Annotated in this window: 21 protein-coding genes and 1 rRNA gene; 20 read left to right on the forward strand and 2 right to left on the reverse strand. The window is 45.8% G+C overall.

The features are described from left to right. Positions 1–20: 20 nt before the first annotated feature. Entirely contained in the window at positions 21–692 is a 672-nt protein-coding gene (gene yyaC, locus BN1546_RS15730; RefSeq protein WP_176702335.1) for a spore protease YyaC, read from the forward strand. Between the two features lie 88 nt (positions 693–780). Beyond that, positions 781–1575 (forward strand): alpha/beta fold hydrolase, encoded by a 795-nt coding sequence (locus BN1546_RS15735; protein ID WP_013373032.1) that lies wholly within the window; start codon positions 781–783, stop codon positions 1573–1575. A gap of 100 nt (positions 1576–1675) precedes the next feature. On the opposite strand, the gene BN1546_RS15740 is transcribed toward BN1546_RS15735, so the two are convergent. After that, complete coding sequence (locus BN1546_RS15740; RefSeq protein ID WP_090738248.1) at positions 1676–2242, reverse strand: pyridoxamine 5'-phosphate oxidase family protein; 567 nt, start codon at positions 2240–2242, stop codon at positions 1676–1678. Between the two features lie 401 nt (positions 2243–2643). On the opposite strand from BN1546_RS15740, the gene BN1546_RS15745 reads away from it, so the two are divergent. Both BN1546_RS15745 and BN1546_RS15750 read left to right on the forward strand, forming a co-directional pair. Continuing rightward, on the forward strand, positions 2644–3300 hold the full coding sequence (locus BN1546_RS15745; RefSeq protein WP_044786236.1) for a DUF6483 family protein: 657 nt from the start codon (positions 2644–2646) through the stop codon (positions 3298–3300). Next, a complete protein-coding gene (locus tag BN1546_RS15750; RefSeq protein ID WP_090738251.1) occupies positions 3287–4501 on the forward strand; it encodes a class I SAM-dependent methyltransferase in 1215 nt (404 codons plus the stop codon). The genes BN1546_RS15745 and BN1546_RS15750 overlap by 14 nt, the downstream gene beginning before the upstream one ends. Positions 4502–4581: 80 nt before the next feature. Here BN1546_RS15750 and BN1546_RS15755 read toward each other — a convergent pair whose 3' ends face one another. Further along, positions 4582–4905, reverse strand: a complete 324-nt coding sequence (locus BN1546_RS15755; RefSeq protein ID WP_013373028.1) for a hypothetical protein — start codon at positions 4903–4905, stop codon at positions 4582–4584. Positions 4906–5050: 145 nt separating this feature from the next. Here BN1546_RS15755 and BN1546_RS15760 point away from each other — a divergent pair, with 145 nt between their 5' ends. The 16 genes from BN1546_RS15760 (at position 5051) to BN1546_RS15835 (ending at position 20265) form a co-directional block, all read left to right on the forward strand. Next, the gene (locus BN1546_RS15760) at positions 5051–5665 is read left to right on the forward strand and encodes an undecaprenyl phosphate transporter UptA (RefSeq protein ID WP_013373027.1); all 615 of its coding nucleotides are present in this window, start codon (positions 5051–5053) and stop codon (positions 5663–5665) included. 1 nt (position 5666) lies between these two features. After that, on the forward strand, positions 5667–6236 hold the full coding sequence (locus BN1546_RS15765) for a thioredoxin family protein (protein ID WP_013373026.1): 570 nt from the start codon (positions 5667–5669) through the stop codon (positions 6234–6236). Positions 6237–6239: 3 nt separating this feature from the next. Next, on the forward strand, positions 6240–6869 hold the full coding sequence (locus BN1546_RS15770; RefSeq protein ID WP_025675431.1) for an MBL fold metallo-hydrolase: 630 nt from the start codon (positions 6240–6242) through the stop codon (positions 6867–6869). A 244-nt stretch (positions 6870–7113) separates the two neighbouring features. Beyond that, entirely contained in the window at positions 7114–7323 is a 210-nt protein-coding gene (locus BN1546_RS15775) for a hypothetical protein (protein WP_040102895.1), read from the forward strand. A gap of 81 nt (positions 7324–7404) precedes the next feature. Then, positions 7405–7791, forward strand: coding sequence for a hypothetical protein (locus BN1546_RS15780; RefSeq protein WP_016324719.1), 387 nt, complete (start codon positions 7405–7407; stop codon positions 7789–7791). Between the two features lie 293 nt (positions 7792–8084). Further along, positions 8085–8372 carry an Asp-tRNA(Asn)/Glu-tRNA(Gln) amidotransferase subunit GatC gene (gene gatC / locus BN1546_RS15785; RefSeq protein WP_090738252.1) on the forward strand — a complete coding sequence of 96 codons (288 nt, stop codon included), beginning with the start codon at positions 8085–8087 and terminating at the stop codon, positions 8370–8372. A 27-nt stretch (positions 8373–8399) separates the two neighbouring features. Next, positions 8400–9857 (forward strand): Asp-tRNA(Asn)/Glu-tRNA(Gln) amidotransferase subunit GatA, encoded by a 1458-nt coding sequence (gatA, locus tag BN1546_RS15790; RefSeq protein WP_025675437.1) that lies wholly within the window; start codon positions 8400–8402, stop codon positions 9855–9857. 26 nt (positions 9858–9883) lie between these two features. Then, the gene (gatB, locus tag BN1546_RS15795) at positions 9884–11329 is read left to right on the forward strand and encodes an Asp-tRNA(Asn)/Glu-tRNA(Gln) amidotransferase subunit GatB (protein WP_013373020.1); all 1446 of its coding nucleotides are present in this window, start codon (positions 9884–9886) and stop codon (positions 11327–11329) included. A gap of 131 nt (positions 11330–11460) precedes the next feature. Beyond that, the gene (locus BN1546_RS15800; RefSeq protein ID WP_013373019.1) at positions 11461–11922 is read left to right on the forward strand and encodes a GNAT family N-acetyltransferase; all 462 of its coding nucleotides are present in this window, start codon (positions 11461–11463) and stop codon (positions 11920–11922) included. 59 nt (positions 11923–11981) lie between these two features. Continuing rightward, positions 11982–12695, forward strand: coding sequence for an MgtC/SapB family protein (locus BN1546_RS15805; RefSeq protein ID WP_090738254.1), 714 nt, complete (start codon positions 11982–11984; stop codon positions 12693–12695). An 82-nt stretch (positions 12696–12777) separates the two neighbouring features. Further along, entirely contained in the window at positions 12778–13413 is a 636-nt protein-coding gene (locus BN1546_RS15810; RefSeq protein WP_025675442.1) for a hypothetical protein, read from the forward strand. A gap of 7 nt (positions 13414–13420) precedes the next feature. Beyond that, the gene (locus BN1546_RS15815) at positions 13421–14824 is read left to right on the forward strand and encodes a DUF4097 family beta strand repeat-containing protein (RefSeq protein ID WP_090738256.1); all 1404 of its coding nucleotides are present in this window, start codon (positions 13421–13423) and stop codon (positions 14822–14824) included. Positions 14825–14932: 108 nt separating this feature from the next. Beyond that, the gene (locus tag BN1546_RS15820; RefSeq protein ID WP_013373015.1) at positions 14933–15364 is read left to right on the forward strand and encodes a Fur family transcriptional regulator; all 432 of its coding nucleotides are present in this window, start codon (positions 14933–14935) and stop codon (positions 15362–15364) included. Between the two features lie 186 nt (positions 15365–15550). Beyond that, positions 15551–17269 carry a glycosyl hydrolase family 18 protein gene (locus BN1546_RS15825; RefSeq protein WP_090738258.1) on the forward strand — a complete coding sequence of 573 codons (1719 nt, stop codon included), beginning with the start codon at positions 15551–15553 and terminating at the stop codon, positions 17267–17269. Positions 17270–17325: 56 nt separating this feature from the next. Then, positions 17326–18261: a nucleotidyltransferase-like protein gene (locus BN1546_RS15830; RefSeq protein ID WP_013373013.1), complete on the forward strand. Its 936-nt coding sequence runs from the start codon at positions 17326–17328 to the stop codon at positions 18259–18261. A 450-nt stretch (positions 18262–18711) separates the two neighbouring features. Continuing rightward, a 16S ribosomal RNA gene (locus BN1546_RS15835) occupies positions 18712–20265 on the forward strand. Positions 20266–20306: the final 41 nt, after the last annotated feature.

The raw sequence follows: 20306 nt of genomic DNA on the forward strand, positions 1-20306 counted from the left end.
AACAGGGGAAGTTGCCTGTATTGTATCATGTTTTTGTTGTAGAATGTACTGATAGCCAGATTACCGATATACAACTGAATGAAGGAGGATGGACAAAGTTGTCTTTGTATAATCGAGCTTCTACATCCGGTCGCTCACCCTTAGAACCTACTAAAGTAGAGAAAACAGATCGCGACGGACTCGCACCGTTTTTCCGAGAAATTCAACATCAGCATGCTATGGATAAGTTGACTTTTGTATGTATCGGTACAGATCGCTCGTCGGGTGACTCACTCGGGCCACTGGTAGGCACCATGCTCAAGGAGCAAGGCTTTCCGAATGTGATTGGCACAATGACGGAGCCTTGTGATGCGGATCATCTGGTTTCATACTTGGAGCGTATTCCCCAAGATCATCATGTGATCGCCATAGATGCTTGTCTTGGACAGCATGGCTCAACGGGAATGTTCCTTGTTGCCCGTGAATCGCTAACCCCTGCGCGATCGGTTGGTCTGTCTCTGCCGTCTGTCGGGCATTATAGCGTTGCAGCGATTGTGAATGAGCGCAGTGCCAAACCGTACTGGACACTCCAGATGACGTCGCTTCACCTGGTCATGACGATGGCTGCATATATTGCAGATGCAGCGGCTTGTGAATTTGGTTTAAAAACAGCTTCGCAAGATTTTCCAGCGGGTTACCGTTTCAGATATTGATGGTCTGCTTAATAATATACATCAGCATGTTCTACTTACTAATATATTCAGAACGAATAGATTATATACAGAGAAGGAAGGGTTCCACATGGAAAAGGTATTATGCGAAGGAACGACGATCTGCTATGCCGAACAAGGAAAAGGAGATCCGATCATTCTATTGCACGGATTTTGCGGAAGCTCCTCCTATTGGGATGAGGTTGTTCCCTTGCTATCCCCAAGCTATCGTTGTATTGTTCCAGACTTGCGTGGACACGGACGCAGCGATGCTCCACTCGGAGCCTATACGATTGATCAAATGGCAGACGATGTGCTTAAACTTCAGGAACAGTTGGACATTCCTCAGGCTGCATGGTTTGGCCACTCCCTAGGAGGCTACTTGGCCCTTTCCGCGGTACAGAGACATGCAGAGCGTCTGACAGCCTTTGGACTGATTCATTCGACGGCTTATGCAGATACGGACGAAGGTAAAGAAAAGCGGAACAAGGCTGTATCCACCATTCAAACGGAAGGGATTACAACCTTTGTAGATGGACTCGTACCAGGATTGTTTGCTCCTGAACATGTGGAGTCGATGCCGAACCAACTACTCAAAGTCAAAGAAATTGGCTACAAAACACCTCCTCAAGGAGCCGTAGGAGCATCACTGGCTATGCGCGAGCGCCCGGACCGTCGGGATGTGCTGTCAGCTTCTGCATTGCCAGCTCTTTTAGTAGCAGGGGAGCAGGATCAGGCGGTTCCTCCAGCACGGACGTTTACAACAGATCGAACCGGGGTAACCCAGGTTACTCTACCGCAGTCTGGACACATGAGCTTGATCGAAGCACCGCAGTTATTAGCGAATGCCATCTTGTCATTTTTAGACCAGAACTTGAAAAAGTAGAGTAAGGTAAGTCTAGAAACCGGAACCTTCTGATGTGGTATTAGAGGGGATCCGGTTTTTTGCTGACTTGTTGCTTCCTATTGGTTAATGTGCAAAATGCCTAAGTCATATTGTTTTTGTTCAAGGCAAACGCCGTCGGCAAACCGTCAATACTCTCTAAATTCTTCTCGTATGCATACTTTTTAAGTGCTTCTTCGCCCATCTGAATCGCCACGTCCTTCAGCTTTTCCCGTTCGCTCGTGTAAGTCATGAAGGGAACTGCAAAACCACATGAATGTTGCACCATATGAACATCAACAACAATGATTTGTCTTGCCCCAGGCAGTGGATTGAAGAGAGGATAGAGCTCATTCCAACGCTTTGTATTGGGCAACACGACTGTGCCAGTACCAAAGAGCCTTAATACACAGGGCTCACCTTCAAATGCACAGAACATGATGGTTACCCGTCCGTTCTCTATAATGTGCGCACTTGTCTCGTTGCCACTTCCAGACAAGTCGAGATAGGCTACCTTATGATCTGACAATATACGAAAAGAATCGTAGCCCTTGGGGGAAATATTCACATGCCCCGTCTCAGATACAGGTGCTGATCCTACAAAGAAAATATGCTGCCGCTGTATGAACTCCTGATATTCCGGTAGTATCGAACTAAATTGTTTTCCCATACTTCAACATCCTTCCCGTAAAATATTAACTCATAATTTTGTTTCTCGAGAAAATAAATATTATATTTTATTTCGCGAATCAATGGGTTAAAAAAAGTTATTTCTGTTTCTTATGAAACAAAAATAACATGAGACTAACGGGGAATCAATATCAAAATTTCGAATACTTGTATTTGAAGTTGGTTACATGATCGGCTACAAAACACTGTGCTACCCGAATGTTACGTGTTATACGTGATTTTCTGAGTGCCGGATCATTGATGCTATAAATGATTTGTAATTGTGCTATATGAGATTACGCCATGTCGGCGGCATTTGGCTTTTAGACAAGGATGTCTTACAATCAGAAGGGACAGGGTTGCTGGGTCTCTAGGGCATCAGGATGAAAGGAAGGGAACGGCTTGCTTAGAAAAGATTATTTGCTTAGCATGATGGAAGAATTGACATCAGCAGTAGCATCGGTGCTCGGTCTGAGGCGTGAAAATAAACACGTCGAAGCGCTAAAACAACTAGATGACCTACTCAACAAGCAGTTTCGCCTTCGTTCAGATTTGCTCAGACGATTGCCGCCGGAACAAATTATTGAGCTTTTCCGAATGGGCCCTGGGATGGAAGCGGATGAGCTTCAGCAAGTGGCTCGCATTCTGGAAGAAGAAGCTGTTATATACATGGAGACCAGCAGATTAGACGAGGGCATACGAATTTTAATGAAATCTCTTCATTTATATTTGTACAGCGATCTGAATGGCGCGACTCGTGATCTACAGGTCCTGCCTGAACGAATAGCGTGTATCGTAAAACTGCTTCATGAATATGAACTCTCTCCGGAAACCAGCAAGCTGTTAGCTGTTCATTATGAGCGGGAAAACAGGCTGGACCAAGCCGCAGATGTCTGGTTTGGATTGGCATGGGAGCAGCCGGAGCTGAGATCAGAAGCAGAGACATTTTACAGTCAGTTACTGGATAAGACCGATGCAGAGCTAGAACGGGGTGGAATTTCACGCCAGGAAATCATCGAGGGTTTGTCCGAGATCACCCAATTACATGAAAGAAAGTGAGATGTACCTTTTGGATTCACTGCGCGAACTTGTATACCAATTGACCACGGGAGGATCCCTCATAACAGCAACGCTGAGTCAGCTGCGCAAACGTGAGGATGCTTCTTTTACTAAAGTACAAATCAAACCTGTGGAATTGAAAAACAAACTGCATTACCAGTTTGCCTTTCATTACAGCAACAAAGTCATTCATGAAAATCTGACCCCTGACGAAGCTAATGAGCGCATGACTGCCTTGTTTGAGGACACATTCCGTCAAGGACTTCTATGTGCCAAGGATGCAGACTACCAGGTGCTAATCAGTAAAAAATATAAAGTATCCATTCTGACAAAGTCACCGAGCAAAAGTAAAGCCGATCTGTCTCATAATCGCAAAAAGCAATATGTGCTTGAGGAAGGAGAGCGTATTCCTTTCCTGATTGAGCTGGGGATTATGAATGAGGACGGTAAGGTACTGGCCCGCAAATACGATAAATTCCGTCAAATCAACCGTTTTCTCGAAATGGTGCAGGATGTATTGCCCAGCCTTCCGGTAGGCCGCCCATTGACGATTGTAGATTTTGGCTGCGGCAAGTCGTATTTGACCTTTGCCTTATATCATTATTTGGCAGTACAGCAAAAACGACCTTTGCAGATTGTCGGTTTGGACTTGAAGGCAGATGTCATTGAAACCTGTAATCTTCTGGCTCAAAAGCTGCAATATCGACAGTTGGAGTTTCTGGTCGGAGATATCGCAGACTACAATGAACTGGAGCAGGTGGATATGGTCGTTACCTTGCATGCATGCGATACAGCAACAGATGCAGCGCTGGAAAAGGCTGTCCGCTGGGGAGCGTCTGTCATTTTATCAGTTCCGTGCTGCCAGCATGAGTTGTTTAGCCAACTGGAAAATCCGGTATTGGAGCCTTTGCTCTCCCATGGCATTTTAAAAGAGCGTTTTTCTGCACTGGCAACGGATGGAATCCGGGCCAAGCTGCTGGATATGATGGGGTATCGGACACAGCTCTTGGAATTTATCGACATGGAGCATACGCCTAAAAATATTCTGATTCGTGCTGTCAAAGGCCAAGCGGGAGAACGGTCCGTTCTGTGGGGTGAGTATACAGCATTTCGGGATTTTATACATGCTGATCCTTATTTGGAACGTGCCTGTGCGGATTTGCTTCCCGAAGGGGCGGGACAGCAGCAGACACACAGCTAAGAATATAGCAAAAGTGGAGCCACTGCAGGGTGGCTCCACTTTTTTGTAGTTTACAGTTCATGGTTGCTGTACGCAAACATCTACCCGCCATAGGCACTTCTAAAAGCGGTGCACAAGACATCACGGTCCACCTTCCACAATGCCGCGAGCTCCTCGCTGACATCTTCGTCCCACCAGTCGCACAGTAGTTTGCGATTACTATGGTTTTCCGCAATCCAGATGAGGTGGCCGACGACCTTGCGGCAATATAGCTCCTCGCCCTGCTTGACCAGATCAGGAGCAATGTGAACAGGCAGACGTTTGCAGGTTCGGTACAGCTCTTTGCTGCATGCGCGGCGGATACCACGAGCCGTGGGTAAACGGGATTGTGGATTGTCATGTTTGGGGAATTTGCCGGGAGGCATATTGTACCCCCTCCTCTCTCTCACAACTTATGCGGGCACAGGAGCTGGGGTCACTGACCGCCCTAATGGAGCGAAGTGGCGACTTGTTCTGCCGCTGTGATACACTAATGAAAATAGAGAAACAGGCAGGGAGTGGGAAGGAAAAATGGACCATATATCTAGTATCATTAATTATTTGTTTGAGATCATTCGCAGTCTTGGGTATTTTGGTATTATGCTAGGCTTGATGGTGGAGGTCATTCCAAGTGAAATTGTCCTCGCTTATGGCGGTTTTTTAGTGTCCTCGGGTCATATTAATTTTTTTGGCGCAGTCGTGTTTGGAACGATTGGCGGGGTGCTGGCCCAGCTGTTTATTTACTGGATCGGACGCTATGGCGGCAGACCCGTATTAGATAAGTATGGTAAATACATACTCATCAAAAAAAGTCATGTTGACCACGCTGAAGCCTGGTTCAATAAATATGGCACAGGGGTCATTTTTACAGCTCGCTTTATCCCTGTTGTTCGTCACGCGATCTCAATCCCTGCCGGGTTGGCTCGAATGAACGTATGGCGCTTTATTATTTTGACGACGCTGGCGATTATACCTTGGTCTGTTTTGTTTATATATTTAGGTATGCTGCTGGGAGACAAGTGGGAGCAAATTGACGAAGTGGCGGCACCTTATATCAAACCCATTTTGCTGGTTGCTCTTGCACTCTTGATCATTTATTTTGTTATCAAATGGATTGTAGCCAAAAACAAAAAAGGAAGTGTATAACATGAGCCGTACTAACGTATCGCAATATTTCGGCAAGGGCTTGAGTCCTGAACAATTTATGGAGGGCATGGAAAAGAACAAAGAAGCCTTCCGCTCTGGATACGATCAGTTTGTGTGGAGCAGCGAAGAGGATCGGGAGTTTTTTGAAAGCCTGAACCATCGTGATGATCTGCGTGTGCTTATTTTGGCTGCCGACTGGTGTGGGGATGTCGTACGCAATGTGCCAGTTGTGTTCCGCGCGCTGGAGAATAGCGGTATTCCAACCGAAGTATTGATTCTAGAAAATCATCAGGCGCTGATGGACGACTTCCTGACAATGGGCGGACGTGCTGTGCCGATTGTGATTTTTGCGGATACAGGAGGTCATGTACTTGGCCACTGGGGACCACGCCCTGCACATGTCCAACAAATTATGATCGAATTCAAACGTGAAAATCCAGATCGGGAAGCCGATGACTATCAAGAAAAAATTGCAGTAGCTCGCAAAGAAATGGCTGAAAAATATGGGGAGGGAACCGAGGTCCATCCTGTGATTGTTCAGGAATTACGCGAGCTGATCTCGGGATTTTAACTTATGACCTTATCAATTCGCAGCTTTAATCTGGGTCCACTTCAAACAAATGCTTATTTGCTTCAAGGGGATGATCCACAGCGCGCCGTTATTATTGATCCAGGAATGAATCCGGGTCCTTTGCTGAGAGCGATTGAGTCTCTAACCATTGAAGCTATTCTGCTGACTCATGCCCATTTTGACCATATTGGAGGGGTGGAGGAGATTCGCAATGCGAAAGGATGCCCGGTGTATCTACACGCTTTGGAGCAAGACTGGCTCACATCTCCTAAGCTGAATGGCTCCCTGATGTGGCCAGAGGCATCTCCACCGATCTCGACAGGACCTGCCGAATATGATTTGGCGGAAGGTCAGCAATTAAATCTAATCGGACACACGTTCAAGGTGCTCCATACACCGGGGCATTCACCCGGAAGTGTTAGCTTCTTGTGTGGCAAAGATCTTTTCTCGGGGGATGTGCTATTCCGTCAGGGCGTCGGACGCACAGATCTGACTGGTGGTCGGGAACGCGACTTGTATGATTCCATTCAGAATAAGTTGTTTCCGCTTGGAGATGACGTTACAGTTTATCCTGGTCACGGACCCAAAACATCCATTGGTTATGAGAAAGCCAACAATCCGTATATTCGGTAAATTTGATAAACGTTAATTAATTGAGGCAAAATCAAAGAAGTGACAGGTTTTGCCTCAATTCGACAACAAAATATAAATTATGTATAGACAAAGGTTTTTATTTTTGTTAACATAAATTTATTAAAGTTACATACTAAACTCGCGAAGCACGCAAGCTGTGGATGAATCCCGGTTTGCGTTCTTTTTTTTGCCCATTAAGAGGATAAAGAGGCATGAGGCCATCAGATCACAAGGGGGAGCAAGAATGAAAAGAAAACATATATATGGGGTACAACGTGAGAACGAAGGCAGTTTCCGTCTTTCCAAAATAGTAGATATTGAAGATGTTGTGGTAGGTTCCGAACCGAAGATCATAACTTGGAAAAAGGTAAAACGGCGGGGCGGAACCCTTACGCAAAACTGGCATATACGGCTTAACGAGCATAGATTTGGACGTGGAGACGATCGATTATGAAGATACATAGATGATATAGACAAGCTACCTTTTTTTTAGTAGACTTAGCAGATAAGTTCAGACAAACGGGGGGGGCTAACGATGCATCATTTAGGAGCTAGAATTATGATCGTCGCGGATGCTTTTGAGCAGAATCTTCCTGTGGGCGAACATGGTTATATCATTGCTTACGACCGTAATGCGGACAATGCTTTTGACTATGTCATTCGCGTACCGAAGGTGAATCGCAATTTTTTCGTACCATCCGGAGACATCGAGCTGGAAGAAAGTATTCTCAAGCTGGAAGCCGAGCGGATTGAGCGTGAAGCGCTGATAGATTACGCCCTTGCTACTCATAATGAGAAGCTGTTCAGACATGTGATGAATGGTGGTCATGATTCAGTAGAGACTGAGGAAGAAGAAACCGCGGCAGAATTGTTGTCACAGGCTGATTTTATCAAACAAGTTAATTTGCGTGCTTGGATATAGGAATCGGCTGTTGCCGACTCTTTTTAACAATATATAATGGGCACGATTTCAGCTGCTATAGTTTTCTTGAAAGAGCACCGAAAGGTGCTTTTTTTATATTCTTTTAGTAACATTTACCTCATTAATGTACAGTCTGCTTCTGTACCGCGTCAAAGATTGAATTGTATAGGGTTCTATCCTATAATTAAAAACGTTATTTCAAAGTTCGGTGTAACATTTTTGATACCAGGATTTTGCAAAATCCGATTCCAGTCGCTTATTGGATTTTTATATATACATGAGGAGGGTTTTGAATGAACATTTCCAAGGAAGATGTCCGTCACGTAGCCAGGCTGTCCCGGTTGAATTTGACCGAGAATGAGGAAGAAACGATGACAGGGCAATTAAACGCCATTCTCCATTATGCGGAGAAGCTGAATGAGCTGGATACGGAGCAGGTAAAACCGACCACTCATGTGCTGCACGTCAGCAATGTCATGCGGGACGACGAAGTTCGCGGAAGTTTGACGCATGAGCAAGTGATGCGTAATGCACCTGAAGAAGAAGATGGACAGTTTAAAGTTCCTGCTGTTCTGGAATAGATTTCACATTTGAAAGGAGGATGCAAATTGAGCTTGTTTAATAACACATTGCCGGAAATACATAACAAGCTGCATCAAAAGGAAATTTCCGTGAGTGATCTGGTGGGGCACGCTCTGGAGACAATTGATGCGCGGGAAGACAAGATCAGAGCCTATATTACCGTTGACGAGGAACAGGCCCGGGCATCCGCACGTCAGCTGGATGATCAGCTGATTTCCGGAGAGGAAAGAGGATTGTTGTTTGGCCTGCCGGTTGGTATTAAGGATAATATCGTGACGGAAGGGCTACGCACAACATGTGGCAGTCAGTTTTTGAAAAATTTTGATCCCGTTTACGATGCCACAGTGGTTGGCAAGTTACGCGCAGCGCAAACCGTGACACTTGGTAAAATGAACATGGACGAATTCGCTATGGGTGGTTCTAACGAGAACTCCAGCTTTTTCCCCGCACGTAACCCTTGGGATTTAGAACGTGTTCCCGGCGGTTCCAGTGGCGGCTCGGCTGCGGCTGTTGCGGCGGGTGAAGCTTATTTCACGCTCGGTTCCGATACAGGCGGCTCCATTCGCCAGCCCGCTTCTTATTGCGGCGTAGTTGGCCTAAAACCAACCTATGGTCTGGTATCCCGTTTTGGACTGGTGGCCTTTGCTTCATCTTTAGACCAAATCGGTCCGATTACAAAAAATGTTCAGGATTCGGCCTATGTCCTGCAAGCCATTGCAGGCTATGACCAGAAGGACTCCACCTCTGCGAAGGTAGACATTCCTGATTATTTGAACGCTTTAACCGGAGATGTAAAAGGTCTTCGTATCGCTGTACCTAAAGAGTATCTTGGTGAAGGCGTAGACCCACAGGTCAAGGAAAAGGTGCTTGATGCACTGAAAACTCTGGAAGGATTGGGCGCTGTATGGGAAGAGGTATCTCTTCCGCACACGGAATATGCGGTTGCGACATACTACCTACTGGCTTCATCCGAAGCATCATCCAATCTGGCCCGCTTTGACGGTGTGCGCTATGGTGTGCGCGCTGACAATCCAGATAACCTGCTTGATCTGTATCATCAGTCCCGTACGCAAGGGTTTGGTCCTGAGGTGAAGCGTCGGATTATGCTTGGCACCTATGCACTCAGCTCCGGGTACTACGATGCTTATTATTTGAAAGCTCAAAAAGTGCGAACACTGATCAAACAGGATTTTGATCGTGTATTTGAACAATATGATGTGATTATCGGACCTACTGCACCGACTACCGCTTTCAAAATCGGCTCCCAAGTGGATGACCCATTGACGATGTATTTGAACGATATTTTGACGATTCCGGTGAGTTTAGCTGGCGTGCCGGCGATCAGTATTCCTTGTGGTCTTGCAGATGGAATGCCAGTCGGACTACAAATTATCGGGAAAGCCTTTGACGAGTCTTCTGTACTGCGCGTAGCGCATGCATTCGAACAAAATACTGAATTTCACAAGCAGCGTCCGCAGCTGTAATTTGCCAAAAAGGAGGGAACCTATTCATGTCTACAACTACATCGAAGTATGAGACGGTCATTGGACTTGAAGTCCATGTGGAATTGCATACGAAGTCCAAAATATTTTGTGGATGCTCGACATCCTTCGGAGCGCCGCCAAACTCTCATACATGTCCGGTCTGTCTTGGACATCCTGGAGTATTGCCTGTATTGAATCGTCAAGCCGTTGATTATGCGATGAAAGCGGCAATGGCGCTCAATTGCACCATTGCTGATGTGAGCAAGTTTGACCGCAAAAACTATTTCTACCCCGATTCACCGAAGGCTTACCAAATTTCGCAATATGACCAACCGATCGGCGAGAACGGCTGGATTGATATTGAAGTGAACGGTGAAACCAAGCGTATCGGTATTACCCGGTTGCATCTGGAAGAGGATGCGGGGAAATTAACCCATGTTGATGGTGGCTATGCGTCTTTGGTTGATTTTAACCGGGTCGGCACACCATTGGTTGAAATCGTTTCGGAGCCGGATATATCTTCGCCGGAAGAAGCCAAGGCTTATCTGGAAAAAATACGTGCCATTATGCAGTATTGTGACGTATCCGATGTGAAGATGGAGGAAGGCTCACTTCGTTGTGATGCCAATATCAGTCTTCGTCCGCATGGTCAAAAAGAGCTGGGAACCAAAGCGGAACTGAAAAACATGAACTCCTTCCGTGGCGTACAGCGCGGACTGGAATATGAGCAGTTCCGGCAAGAACAGACCCTGGACGAAGGTGGAACGATCGTACAGGAAACACGTCGCTGGGATGAGGCACAGGGTAAAACCCTGTCCATGCGTGGTAAGGAACAGGCGCACGACTATCGTTATTTCCCGGACCCGGATCTCGTTACACTGCATATTGATGAGGAGTGGAAAGAACGTATCCGTGCTTCGATTCCTGAATTACCCGACCAGCGCAAAACACGTTACACTTCGGAATATGGATTACCTGAGTATGATGCACAGGTAATTACGTCCTCCAAACCATTGGCTGATTTGTTCGAGGATAGTCTTCAGTACACCAAGGATGCCAAAGCAGTATCCAACTGGATTATGGGAGATTTACTAGGCTATTTAAACAGTGCCAGTGTAGAACTGTCGCAGGTTAAATTGACAGGTCGGGGCTTGGGTGAAATGATCGGACTACTGGAGAAGGGGACGATCAATAGCAAAATAGCCAAAACGGTCTTCAAGGAAATGCTGGAAAGTGATAAACTGCCACAGCAAATTGTTGAAGAAAAAGGGCTTGTGCAAATCAGTGATGAAGGTGCAATTCTGACAATTGTCGAGCAAGTTGTAGCAGCCAACCCGCAATCGGTGGAGGATTACAAAGCTGGCAAGCAAAAGGCCATCGGCTTCTTGGTCGGTCAAGTGATGAAGGAGAGCAAGGGAAAAGCCAACCCGGGTCTCGCTAATAAGTTGCTGACAGAAGTGTTGAACCGTTAATGGCATAGTTATGACAGGGGCTTGTCTTTTAGGGACAGGCCTCTTTTGCATAAGTGCAGAGAACGTATGGGCATCGAACAAGTATCAGAATCGTAATGACATATTATAGTTTCCTTAGGAGGGCAAACAGCATGGTTACCCTATGTTCATTGGAAGATGATGATATTGTCAGTCAGATATGGCGTCTTCAGCACGTCGCTTATAGACTGGAAGCTGAGCTGATTGGATTTGATGAGATTCCTCCACTGATGGATACATTGGAGACACTTAGAAGCTGTGGAGAGTCTTTTTATGGGTGGTTGGAGGATGATGAACTGCTAGGAGCGCTAGCTGTGCAGTCTGAATCGTCTGGTTCGCTTACCCTTACACGTATGATGGTTCATCCAGATCATTTTCGCAAAGGGATTGCGGACTCCTTAATGAAGCATGTTTTGAATGAATATCAGAATGTCCCGCTGTTTATCGTCACCACAGGAACTTTAAACACTCCTGCAGTGACACTTTATCGAAAACATGGTTTTCGACCCGTTTCCGCGGCAGAAGTGGCCCCAGGTGTGGAATTAACCACCTACCATTTGCATAACGTGGAATAATACTCACAAACCGCGTGCCCGGACAAGGAAGCACGACACAACCGGGAGGAGAGACTCGAATGAATAATCCGTGGATTATAGATGATTCACATATCATTTTACGGCTATTACTGTCCATGCTACTCGGTGGATTCATTGGCTTTGAGCGAGAACGTTCCAATCACGCTGCTGGTTTGCGGACTCACATTATGGTCAGTCTTGGTGCGACGCTGATTATGCTGCTCTCCATTTACGGCTTTGCTGATTTTATTAAAGAAGCTAATGTGCGTATAGATCCAGCTCGTTTGGCTACGGCGGTGATTACTGGCGTAGGCTTTTTGGGGGCAGGTACAATTATGTTCACAGGTAAATCCATTACTGGACTCACGACGGCTGCTTCCATTTGGGTTGTAGCTGCCATTGGCCTTGGGGTGGGAGCAGGCTTCTATTTACCTTCTATAGCAGCAACGGTGCTCGTATTTTTAAATTTATGGGTGTTCAACAAATTAGAACTTCGGTATATGCGTGGACGCAAGCCTCATCTTATTACACTGTACGGATTGTCCTCTCACGGATTGCTCGATCAAATTTCGACTTATTTAGAGCAAGAAAAAGTGGAAATACGTAAAATTATGATTAAAGAACATGAGCATGTTCCATTTCATGAATTGCATCCGGATCGTCAGAGTATGGAGGTTTCCCTGGAGGTGCTGGCCCGACATGACTTTAATGCGGTACGTATTGCAGCTGATTTACGACAATGGGAAGATATAGCTGCAGTCTCCGTTGAGTGATCATAACCCTTTTTTTTACAGTTACTATCAAATCTGATTGGGTACTATGTAACCATCAAAGCATTTTTCAGCGGAGCTACGTATGGAATTCAAAGGGGAGGATGGCATGAACTCGGAACAACCGTTACCGTCTGGACAGCCTGGGCAGCCACATGGACAGAAACAGCGGGGACGTCTGCAATACGCTAAATTTCGCAAAGTAATTGCTATTATCATGGCAGCACTGATACCAGGAATGGGACATCTTTTCTTAGGATTGTTTATTAGGGGACTTACATTTATTGTATTGCTCCTGCTAGATATTTTTGCGATGCTGTATGTTTCCTCAGATGGATTGAGGATTAACATCCCATTACTTATTTTGCTTGGATTGTTCATACCCGTATTATATTTTTATAATGTATATGATGTATTACAGTCAGCGGATTACATGGTTCGTTATCGGCGCAAGCCGGATCAATATGCACGAATGGATGCTAGAGGTCAGCAAAGCAGTCCTTTTTATGCATGGGAAAGAGGTTTTGCTTTTGCAGTGCTACTGGTGGCAGGCGGTGGACTTATGATTCTGTTCCGCATGAAACCTCGCTGGTTAAGCATTTTCTTCGAAGATTATGGATTTCTGACGCTGGCCATTATATTAATGATGATCGGTTTATTCCTTTTTCTAAGGGAAGCCTTTCTATCCTTTAAACGTAAAAAGTTGAAAGAAAGAGGGTGAAGCAGGCGTGCACCGCAAAATAAGAGTCGGCCGCTACACCTCTTCGCTTCTGTTGATGGCTGTAGGCATTTTGCTGATTGTAGATGTGCTTCAGAATACGGAATATATGCTTCAGCTCCTTGTGTGGTGGCCTGTCATTTTTGTACTTTGGGGACTGGAGTATCTGATTTTTTTTGGTGTGTATTATCGCAAAGAGGGCAAGCCTGACAACGGACGACGTTTTAGACCTGACTTAAAGGGGATTCTGTCCGCTTTGGTAGTGGCTGCTTCGGTTTTTATCGTGACCCAGCAAAACCATTATATGTACCTGTGGAACCGGGTTAGTCTCAATCTGACATCGGCCTCTATGGATTTTAGCCAGGCTAAAGAGAATCGGTATGATATGGGCGGTGTGCTGGTACCGGTAACTATGCAGACGTCCGATTTAGTAGTTGATTCAGTGAATGGAGATATAACACTGATCAGACGGCCGGTATCCAATATAGAGGTACGTGGGACTCTATGGGTGGATCAAGCGCCTGCTGCCGAAGCGGACAAGATTGCTCAAGCTTCTTCACTGACTTCTACCGACGGCAAGACCATCCAGATTCGTCCAGAGGTACAGTCATACGGAGCATCAAGTAAACGTCAGCCTCGTATGAACATGTTGATCACCGTACCAGAGGATCGGCGGTTCAACATGCAGATTAGAACCTCCAACGGGAATATCACCTTGAATGGAGTTGACGCTATCGACAGCATCCGGCTTGAGAGCGGTAATGGGAATCTCACAGTTAATGACGCTATTGGCAATGTCAAAGGAGGCACCCTGAACGGACAAATTAAATTGCATCGGATTTCCGGAGATGTGGATGTACGCACGAACCGTGGAGATATGCAGGCAGGGGATATTGAAGGGGCCGTGTCACTCCACACCATGGTAGGTGACATTCAGGTCGCTCGTTCGGAAGGGGATATCACCGTTGATACTCAGAATGGTGACATGAATGTGCTGAATTCTACAGCCAAGCTGAATGCAAATTCGCTTAATGGCGCTATCAAAGTGCATAGCGAGCAGGTAGGTGGGGATTGGAAAATATACAGTGCTGTCGGTGATATCGTATTGGAACTTCCATCGAATGGAGATTTTCAGTTAGAGGGTTCAAGCAGTTATGGTAATCTTCAGTCTGATTTTCCGTTTAAAATAGACAGTAAAAGCATTTCCGGCCAAAACGGAGATGGCAAATATGTGATTAGCGTAGAGGGTAACAGCAATTTAACCATTAAAAAGTTGCTGATGCCGTCGTTACCTGACTTGGATGATTCTGGGGGATCGACTGTGCCTGATGCAACTGGAATTTCTCCAGATGAGACTGAAGTTCCTGTGAACGATACTTCTATAGGAACATCCAGGGACAATACGGCGCGTTGACAAGAATCTTGAGTAGACCGTACAATGTGAATAGCTTTAGAAGTGAATTTTAAATAGATGCGTGGTAATTGATAGGATTGCAAGTAAGGGATAAGGCGGTGGACATATATGGCAGCACGCGTCCAGCATGCTTTGGAACTTCTGAAGAAGACAGGTGTACGCATAACACCCCAGCGCCATGCCATATTAAACTATTTAATGGAATCTATGGGGCATCCGACTGCAGATGAAATATATCGTGCGCTTGAGTCCAAGTTTCCAAGTATGAGTGTGGCTACGGTTTATAATAACTTAAAGATGTTTATAGAAGCGGGTATGGTACATGAGTTGACCTATGGAGATAACGCCAGTCGTTATGATGCCAATATTTCGGAGCACTATCACATCATTTGCGAAAAATGCGGAAAGATTGAAGATTTCAGTTATCCGTATTTGGCAGATGTGGAACGCCATGCCGCGTTGGAAACTGGCTTCGAGGTGCATGGACATCGTATGGAGTTACACGGAGTATGCAAGGCTTGTAGTAACAAACAATCGTAACGAAACAAGGAATAGAAGTCTTTTGTGCGGTATGTATATATTGTAATGGATTGGAAACGTGAGGAATTCCCCATAAGTGGGGATTTACCGCGTTTTTTTATTTGAATCACTTTGTTTTTTGTTTCAAGTAATCTGTTAAAGTTACAAAATACAGAAATCAAAATTTCTTAAAATGGAGGTTCCATATTGGCCAGAAATCATTCCAGACGCCGCCGTAAACGTTCTCGATTCAAAGGAGCGGCAAGCCTGCTATTAATCGCAGCGATTATATGTGCAATTACTGTCGTATGGTACGGTAATCCTCTTCACGAGAAACCCGATTGGCAGGGGAGTGTCCGACCTATTTTTATGAAGGGCAAGTTGACCGGATATGAAGCTCAAAGCTCCGGTAAGAACATCCTGATGCCGCTTAAATTGATACAAGGCCAAATTGACCCTACAATTCGTTATGAGGATGACAGCCAAACCGTCATTATGGCAACGAGACAAAGCTTGCTCCATATGAATGTTTCAAAGACACAAGGCGAACTGAATGGTAAAACATATACGTCTAGCGCTGCTCCTCAGATAATCAGTGGAGAGGTGTATGTCCCCATTGAGGCTGTACGTGAAGTATATGGTATATCCATCCACGAAGACCCTGTAACAGGTGCCGTCATTCTGATGAAAGCCGGAGAGAAGGTCAGGCTAGGTAGTGTAGAAAAGAAAGATGGGCAACAGGATGCTAGGATAGCTTTGCGTAAAGAAGCCTCTAGTCTATCCTTTATTCTGGCAGATGTATCACAGCAGACGAAAGTACGCATCTGGTCTCAACAGGGCGACTGGTATTTTGTGCAGTTAGACAATGGTTATGCAGGATACATTAAGTCAGACTGTATCTCTGAAGGAGAAGAACTTGTGATACCTTCGGTTAAGGACGATTTGTCAATCTCGGAGAAGCATTGGCAGGGTAAACCTGTGAATCTCGCTTGGGAAGCCGTCTATAATCGTAGGCCGGATCCTTCCAAATTTGATCCTATGCCTGGAGTAAATGTGGTGAGCCCTACATGGTTCAGCGTCGTTGATCATGAGGGTACTGTAGAAAGCAAGGCGGACCCTGCATATGTCAGCTGGGCACATCGTAAGGGGATAGAGGTATGGGGCTTGTTGAGCAACAGCTTTAATCCCGAAATAACAACAGAGGCACTATCTACCTTTGAACGTCGAAAGTCGATTGTAGATCAGATGATTTCACTTGCCCAAGAAAATGATCTGGACGGTATTAATATTGACTTTGAAAATGTTCATACAAAGGATGGTCCCAATGTCACCCAATTTTTACGGGAACTTAAACCGATGGCTCGGGAACATGATTTGATACTGTCCATTGATGTTACTCCTAAATCTCAAAGTGAGATGTGGTCTGCCTTCTTGGATCGGAAATCATTGGGCGCGATTACTGATTATCTCATGGTAATGGCGTATGATGAGCATTGGGCAGCTAGTCCAAAAGCCGGTTCGGTCGCCTCGTTACCATGGACAGAAACGTCAATTAAGCGCATTCTTCAGGAAGACGAAGTGCCGCCTCAAAAAGTGATTTTAGGTATTCCGTTATATACTCGTGTTTGGTCCGAGACTCCCAAAGAAGGGAAGATTAAGGTCACCTCCAAATCAATTGGTATGGAGTCAGCGGCGGAAATCGTAGCCCAATTTAAGTTGAAACCCAAATTTAAAGCTTCCGAAGGTCAGAATTATGTGGAGTATACCGAAGACGGTGTGGTCAAAAAGATTTGGTTAGAGGATCAGATATCCCTGAAAGCAAGAGTAGAACTTGCCCAATCACTGAACTTGGGTGGAATTGGTGTGTGGAGTCGAAGCTTTGCAGATAAAAACGCTTGGATAACACTGAAAGAAATAATTAAATAAAATAAAAAATTATACAATTGAAGAAGGAAGTTTCTTATTTATGTAGAAATGATCACATGTATCCAAATATCCAATTTAGCGGTTATAGCCGCCTTGCAGGTATGGAGGGTGAAGTGCAGCTAACCAAATTAAACCTGATGCATGATGAATTGTTGCAGGAAGATTCAATAGGTGTTATTTCGTACAGAAAGCCAGGAGAATATTTTCATGGTTCAATGTTGTACGACTTTGATGAACTCATTCTAATTATTGGAGAAGGCCGGGAGCCAGTTCGATCTATTCAACACTTATATATCAATGGATTAAAATGCCAAGTGTTGTACACAACGCTTAGTTGTCTGAAGGGTTGGATTATCGCAGGTGAACAAGCCAACATTATAGATTATGTGCTAGAAGGTCGTATTGTCTGGGAACGGGATGACAGGGTACGTCTTTTAAGACAGGAAATTATTGAATTTGACGATCCACTGCGGGAGCAGAAGCGATTTCATGAGTTCTCGCGCTTTCTGGTCAATTACGTTCAAGGTAAAAAAGCAGTGCGAGAAGGGCGAATCATTGACGCTTATCAAAGTGTCCTGAAGGCACTGGATCATTGGGCGTCTATTGAACTCATTGAACGTGGGATTTATCCGAAGGTTCACTTATGGGTTCAGGTGCAGCCGCTGGATCGAACAATTGAGAAGCTGTATAACGAGCTCACATTAAGTACGGAGACTCTGGAGCAACGGGTTGAACTGGTACTGCTTGCTTGTGAATTTTCAGTCATGTCAAAAATGGAGGACTGCTCCTCTCCGCTATTCCGTATATTAGGCAGCAGACGGGAACCTTGGTCTATAGATGAACTTATGAATCATCCTGAGTTAAAAAATCTACAATTAGATCTTACCGTCGTGCTCCGTAAACTGGTTTATCGTTCACTTATTAGAGAATCAGCCATCGGGGAATTTAGGGATCGCGGACAAAATCGTGAACTGCGCTACTCCCTTCTTTGATGAGCGGAGAATAATTAATCAGGAAGAAAGGTCGATAAACGATCTATTCTTCCTTTTTTCTTGCGCGATTTAGAATTTACAGGAAATGAAAATAAACAAATGATTATTTTAGCTTGACGAGTATGTAAAATATGTGCTAAGTTATAACTCGCCCCATTAAGCAACATGAATAATTTAGAACTGTCTAAAGCAGGATAAAAGGTGTTGCATCAAGCAAGAAAATAAATTTTTAAAAAATGCTTGACGAAAAATGAGGTTGTGTGTTACATTATTTAAGTCGCCGCTGAGACGCGGTGGTGAAACAAAGTAAGAAAGAATGAAGTTTGATCTTTGAAAACTGAACAACGAGTGAGTAAATGATTTTGTTCGCAAAATCAAACTAGAGATATTTTATCTCGTCAGTTTCAACATGAGCTAATCGCTCTTTCTATAACCAACTTCGGTTGGTCTTTAATGGAGAGTTTGATCCTGGCTCAGGACGAACGCTGGCGGCGTGCCTAATACATGCAAGTCGAGCGGGGTTATGTAGAAGCTTGCTTCTACATAACCTAGCGGCGGACGGGTGAGTAACACGTAGGCAACCTGCCCACAAGACAGGGATAACTACCGGAAACGGTAGCTAATACCCGATACATCCTTTTCCTGCATGGGAGAAGGAGGAAAGGCGGAGCAATCTGTCACTTGTGGATGGGCCTGCGGCGCATTAGCTAGTTGGTGGGGTAATGGCCTACCAAGGCGACGATGCGTAGCCGACCTGAGAGGGTGATCGGCCACACTGGGACTGAGACACGGCCCAGACTCCTACGGGAGGCAGCAGTAGGGAATCTTCCGCAATGGGCGAAAGCCTGACGGAGCAACGCCGCGTGAGTGATGAAGGTTTTCGGATCGTAAAGCTCTGTTGCCAGGGAAGAACGTCTTGTAGAGTAACTGCTACAAGAGTGACGGTACCTGAGAAGAAAGCCCCGGCTAACTACGTGCCAGCAGCCGCGGTAATACGTAGGGGGCAAGCGTTGTCCGGAATTATTGGGCGTAAAGCGCGCGCAGGCGGCTCTTTAAGTCTGGTGTTTAATCCCGAGGCTCAACTTCGGGTCGCACTGGAAACTGGGGAGCTTGAGTGCAGAAGAGGAGAGTGGAATTCCACGTGTAGCGGTGAAATGCGTAGAGATGTGGAGGAACACCAGTGGCGAAGGCGACTCTCTGGGCTGTAACTGACGCTGAGGCGCGAAAGCGTGGGGAGCAAACAGGATTAGATACCCTGGTAGTCCACGCCGTAAACGATGAATGCTAGGTGTTAGGGGTTTCGATACCCTTGGTGCCGAAGTTAACACATTAAGCATTCCGCCTGGGGAGTACGGTCGCAAGACTGAAACTCAAAGGAATTGACGGGGACCCGCACAAGCAGTGGAGTATGTGGTTTAATTCGAAGCAACGCGAAGAACCTTACCAGGTCTTGACATCCCTCTGACCGGTCTAGAGATAGGCCTTTCCTTCGGGACAGAGGAGACAGGTGGTGCATGGTTGTCGTCAGCTCGTGTCGTGAGATGTTGGGTTAAGTCCCGCAACGAGCGCAACCCTTATGCTTAGTTGCCAGCAGGTCAAGCTGGGCACTCTAAGCAGACTGCCGGTGACAAACCGGAGGAAGGTGGGGATGACGTCAAATCATCATGCCCCTTATGACCTGGGCTACACACGTACTACAATGGCCGGTACAACGGGAAGCGAAGCCGCGAGGTGGAGCCAATCCTAGAAAAGCCGGTCTCAGTTCGGATTGTAGGCTGCAACTCGCCTACATGAAGTCGGAATTGCTAGTAATCGCGGATCAGCATGCCGCGGTGAATACGTTCCCGGGTCTTGTACACACCGCCCGTCACACCACGAGAGTTTACAACACCCGAAGTCGGTGAGGTAACCGCAAGGAGCCAGCCGCCGAAGGTGGGGTAGATGATTGGGGTGAAGTCGTAACAAGGTAGCCGTATCGGAAGGTGCGGCTGGATCACCTCCTTTCTATGGAGAATCGTTTCCTGCAATGGAAACATTCAAATATG

It is taken from the genome of Paenibacillus sp. Mc5Re-14, from assembly GCF_001049835.1.
Classification (GTDB): Bacteria; Bacillota; Bacilli; order Paenibacillales; family Paenibacillaceae; genus Paenibacillus; species Paenibacillus polymyxa_C.

Excerpts from the sequence above, each read along its gene's own strand:
- BN1546_RS15735 (WP_013373032.1), top strand. The coding sequence starts at position 781 with ATGGAAAAGGTATTATGCGAAGGAACGACGATCTGCTATGCCGAACAA.
- BN1546_RS15740 (WP_090738248.1), bottom strand. The coding sequence starts at position 2,242 with ATGGGAAAACAATTTAGTTCGATACTACCGGAATATCAGGAGTTCATA.
- BN1546_RS15750 (WP_090738251.1), top strand. The coding sequence starts at position 3,287 with ATGAAAGAAAGTGAGATGTACCTTTTGGATTCACTGCGCGAACTTGTA.
- BN1546_RS15755 (WP_013373028.1), bottom strand. The coding sequence starts at position 4,905 with ATGCCTCCCGGCAAATTCCCCAAACATGACAATCCACAATCCCGTTTA.
- BN1546_RS15760 (WP_013373027.1), top strand. The coding sequence starts at position 5,051 with ATGGACCATATATCTAGTATCATTAATTATTTGTTTGAGATCATTCGC.
- BN1546_RS15765 (WP_013373026.1), top strand. The coding sequence starts at position 5,667 with ATGAGCCGTACTAACGTATCGCAATATTTCGGCAAGGGCTTGAGTCCT.
- BN1546_RS15770 (WP_025675431.1), top strand. The coding sequence starts at position 6,240 with ATGACCTTATCAATTCGCAGCTTTAATCTGGGTCCACTTCAAACAAAT.
- BN1546_RS15775 (WP_040102895.1), top strand. The coding sequence starts at position 7,114 with ATGAAAAGAAAACATATATATGGGGTACAACGTGAGAACGAAGGCAGT.
- BN1546_RS15780 (WP_016324719.1), top strand. The coding sequence starts at position 7,405 with ATGCATCATTTAGGAGCTAGAATTATGATCGTCGCGGATGCTTTTGAG.
- gatC (WP_090738252.1), top strand. The coding sequence starts at position 8,085 with ATGAACATTTCCAAGGAAGATGTCCGTCACGTAGCCAGGCTGTCCCGG.
- gatB (WP_013373020.1), top strand. The coding sequence starts at position 9,884 with ATGTCTACAACTACATCGAAGTATGAGACGGTCATTGGACTTGAAGTC.
- BN1546_RS15800 (WP_013373019.1), top strand. The coding sequence starts at position 11,461 with ATGGTTACCCTATGTTCATTGGAAGATGATGATATTGTCAGTCAGATA.
- BN1546_RS15805 (WP_090738254.1), top strand. The coding sequence starts at position 11,982 with ATGAATAATCCGTGGATTATAGATGATTCACATATCATTTTACGGCTA.
- BN1546_RS15810 (WP_025675442.1), top strand. The coding sequence starts at position 12,778 with ATGGAATTCAAAGGGGAGGATGGCATGAACTCGGAACAACCGTTACCG.
- BN1546_RS15820 (WP_013373015.1), top strand. The coding sequence starts at position 14,933 with ATGGCAGCACGCGTCCAGCATGCTTTGGAACTTCTGAAGAAGACAGGT.
- BN1546_RS15830 (WP_013373013.1), top strand. The coding sequence starts at position 17,326 with ATGTATCCAAATATCCAATTTAGCGGTTATAGCCGCCTTGCAGGTATG.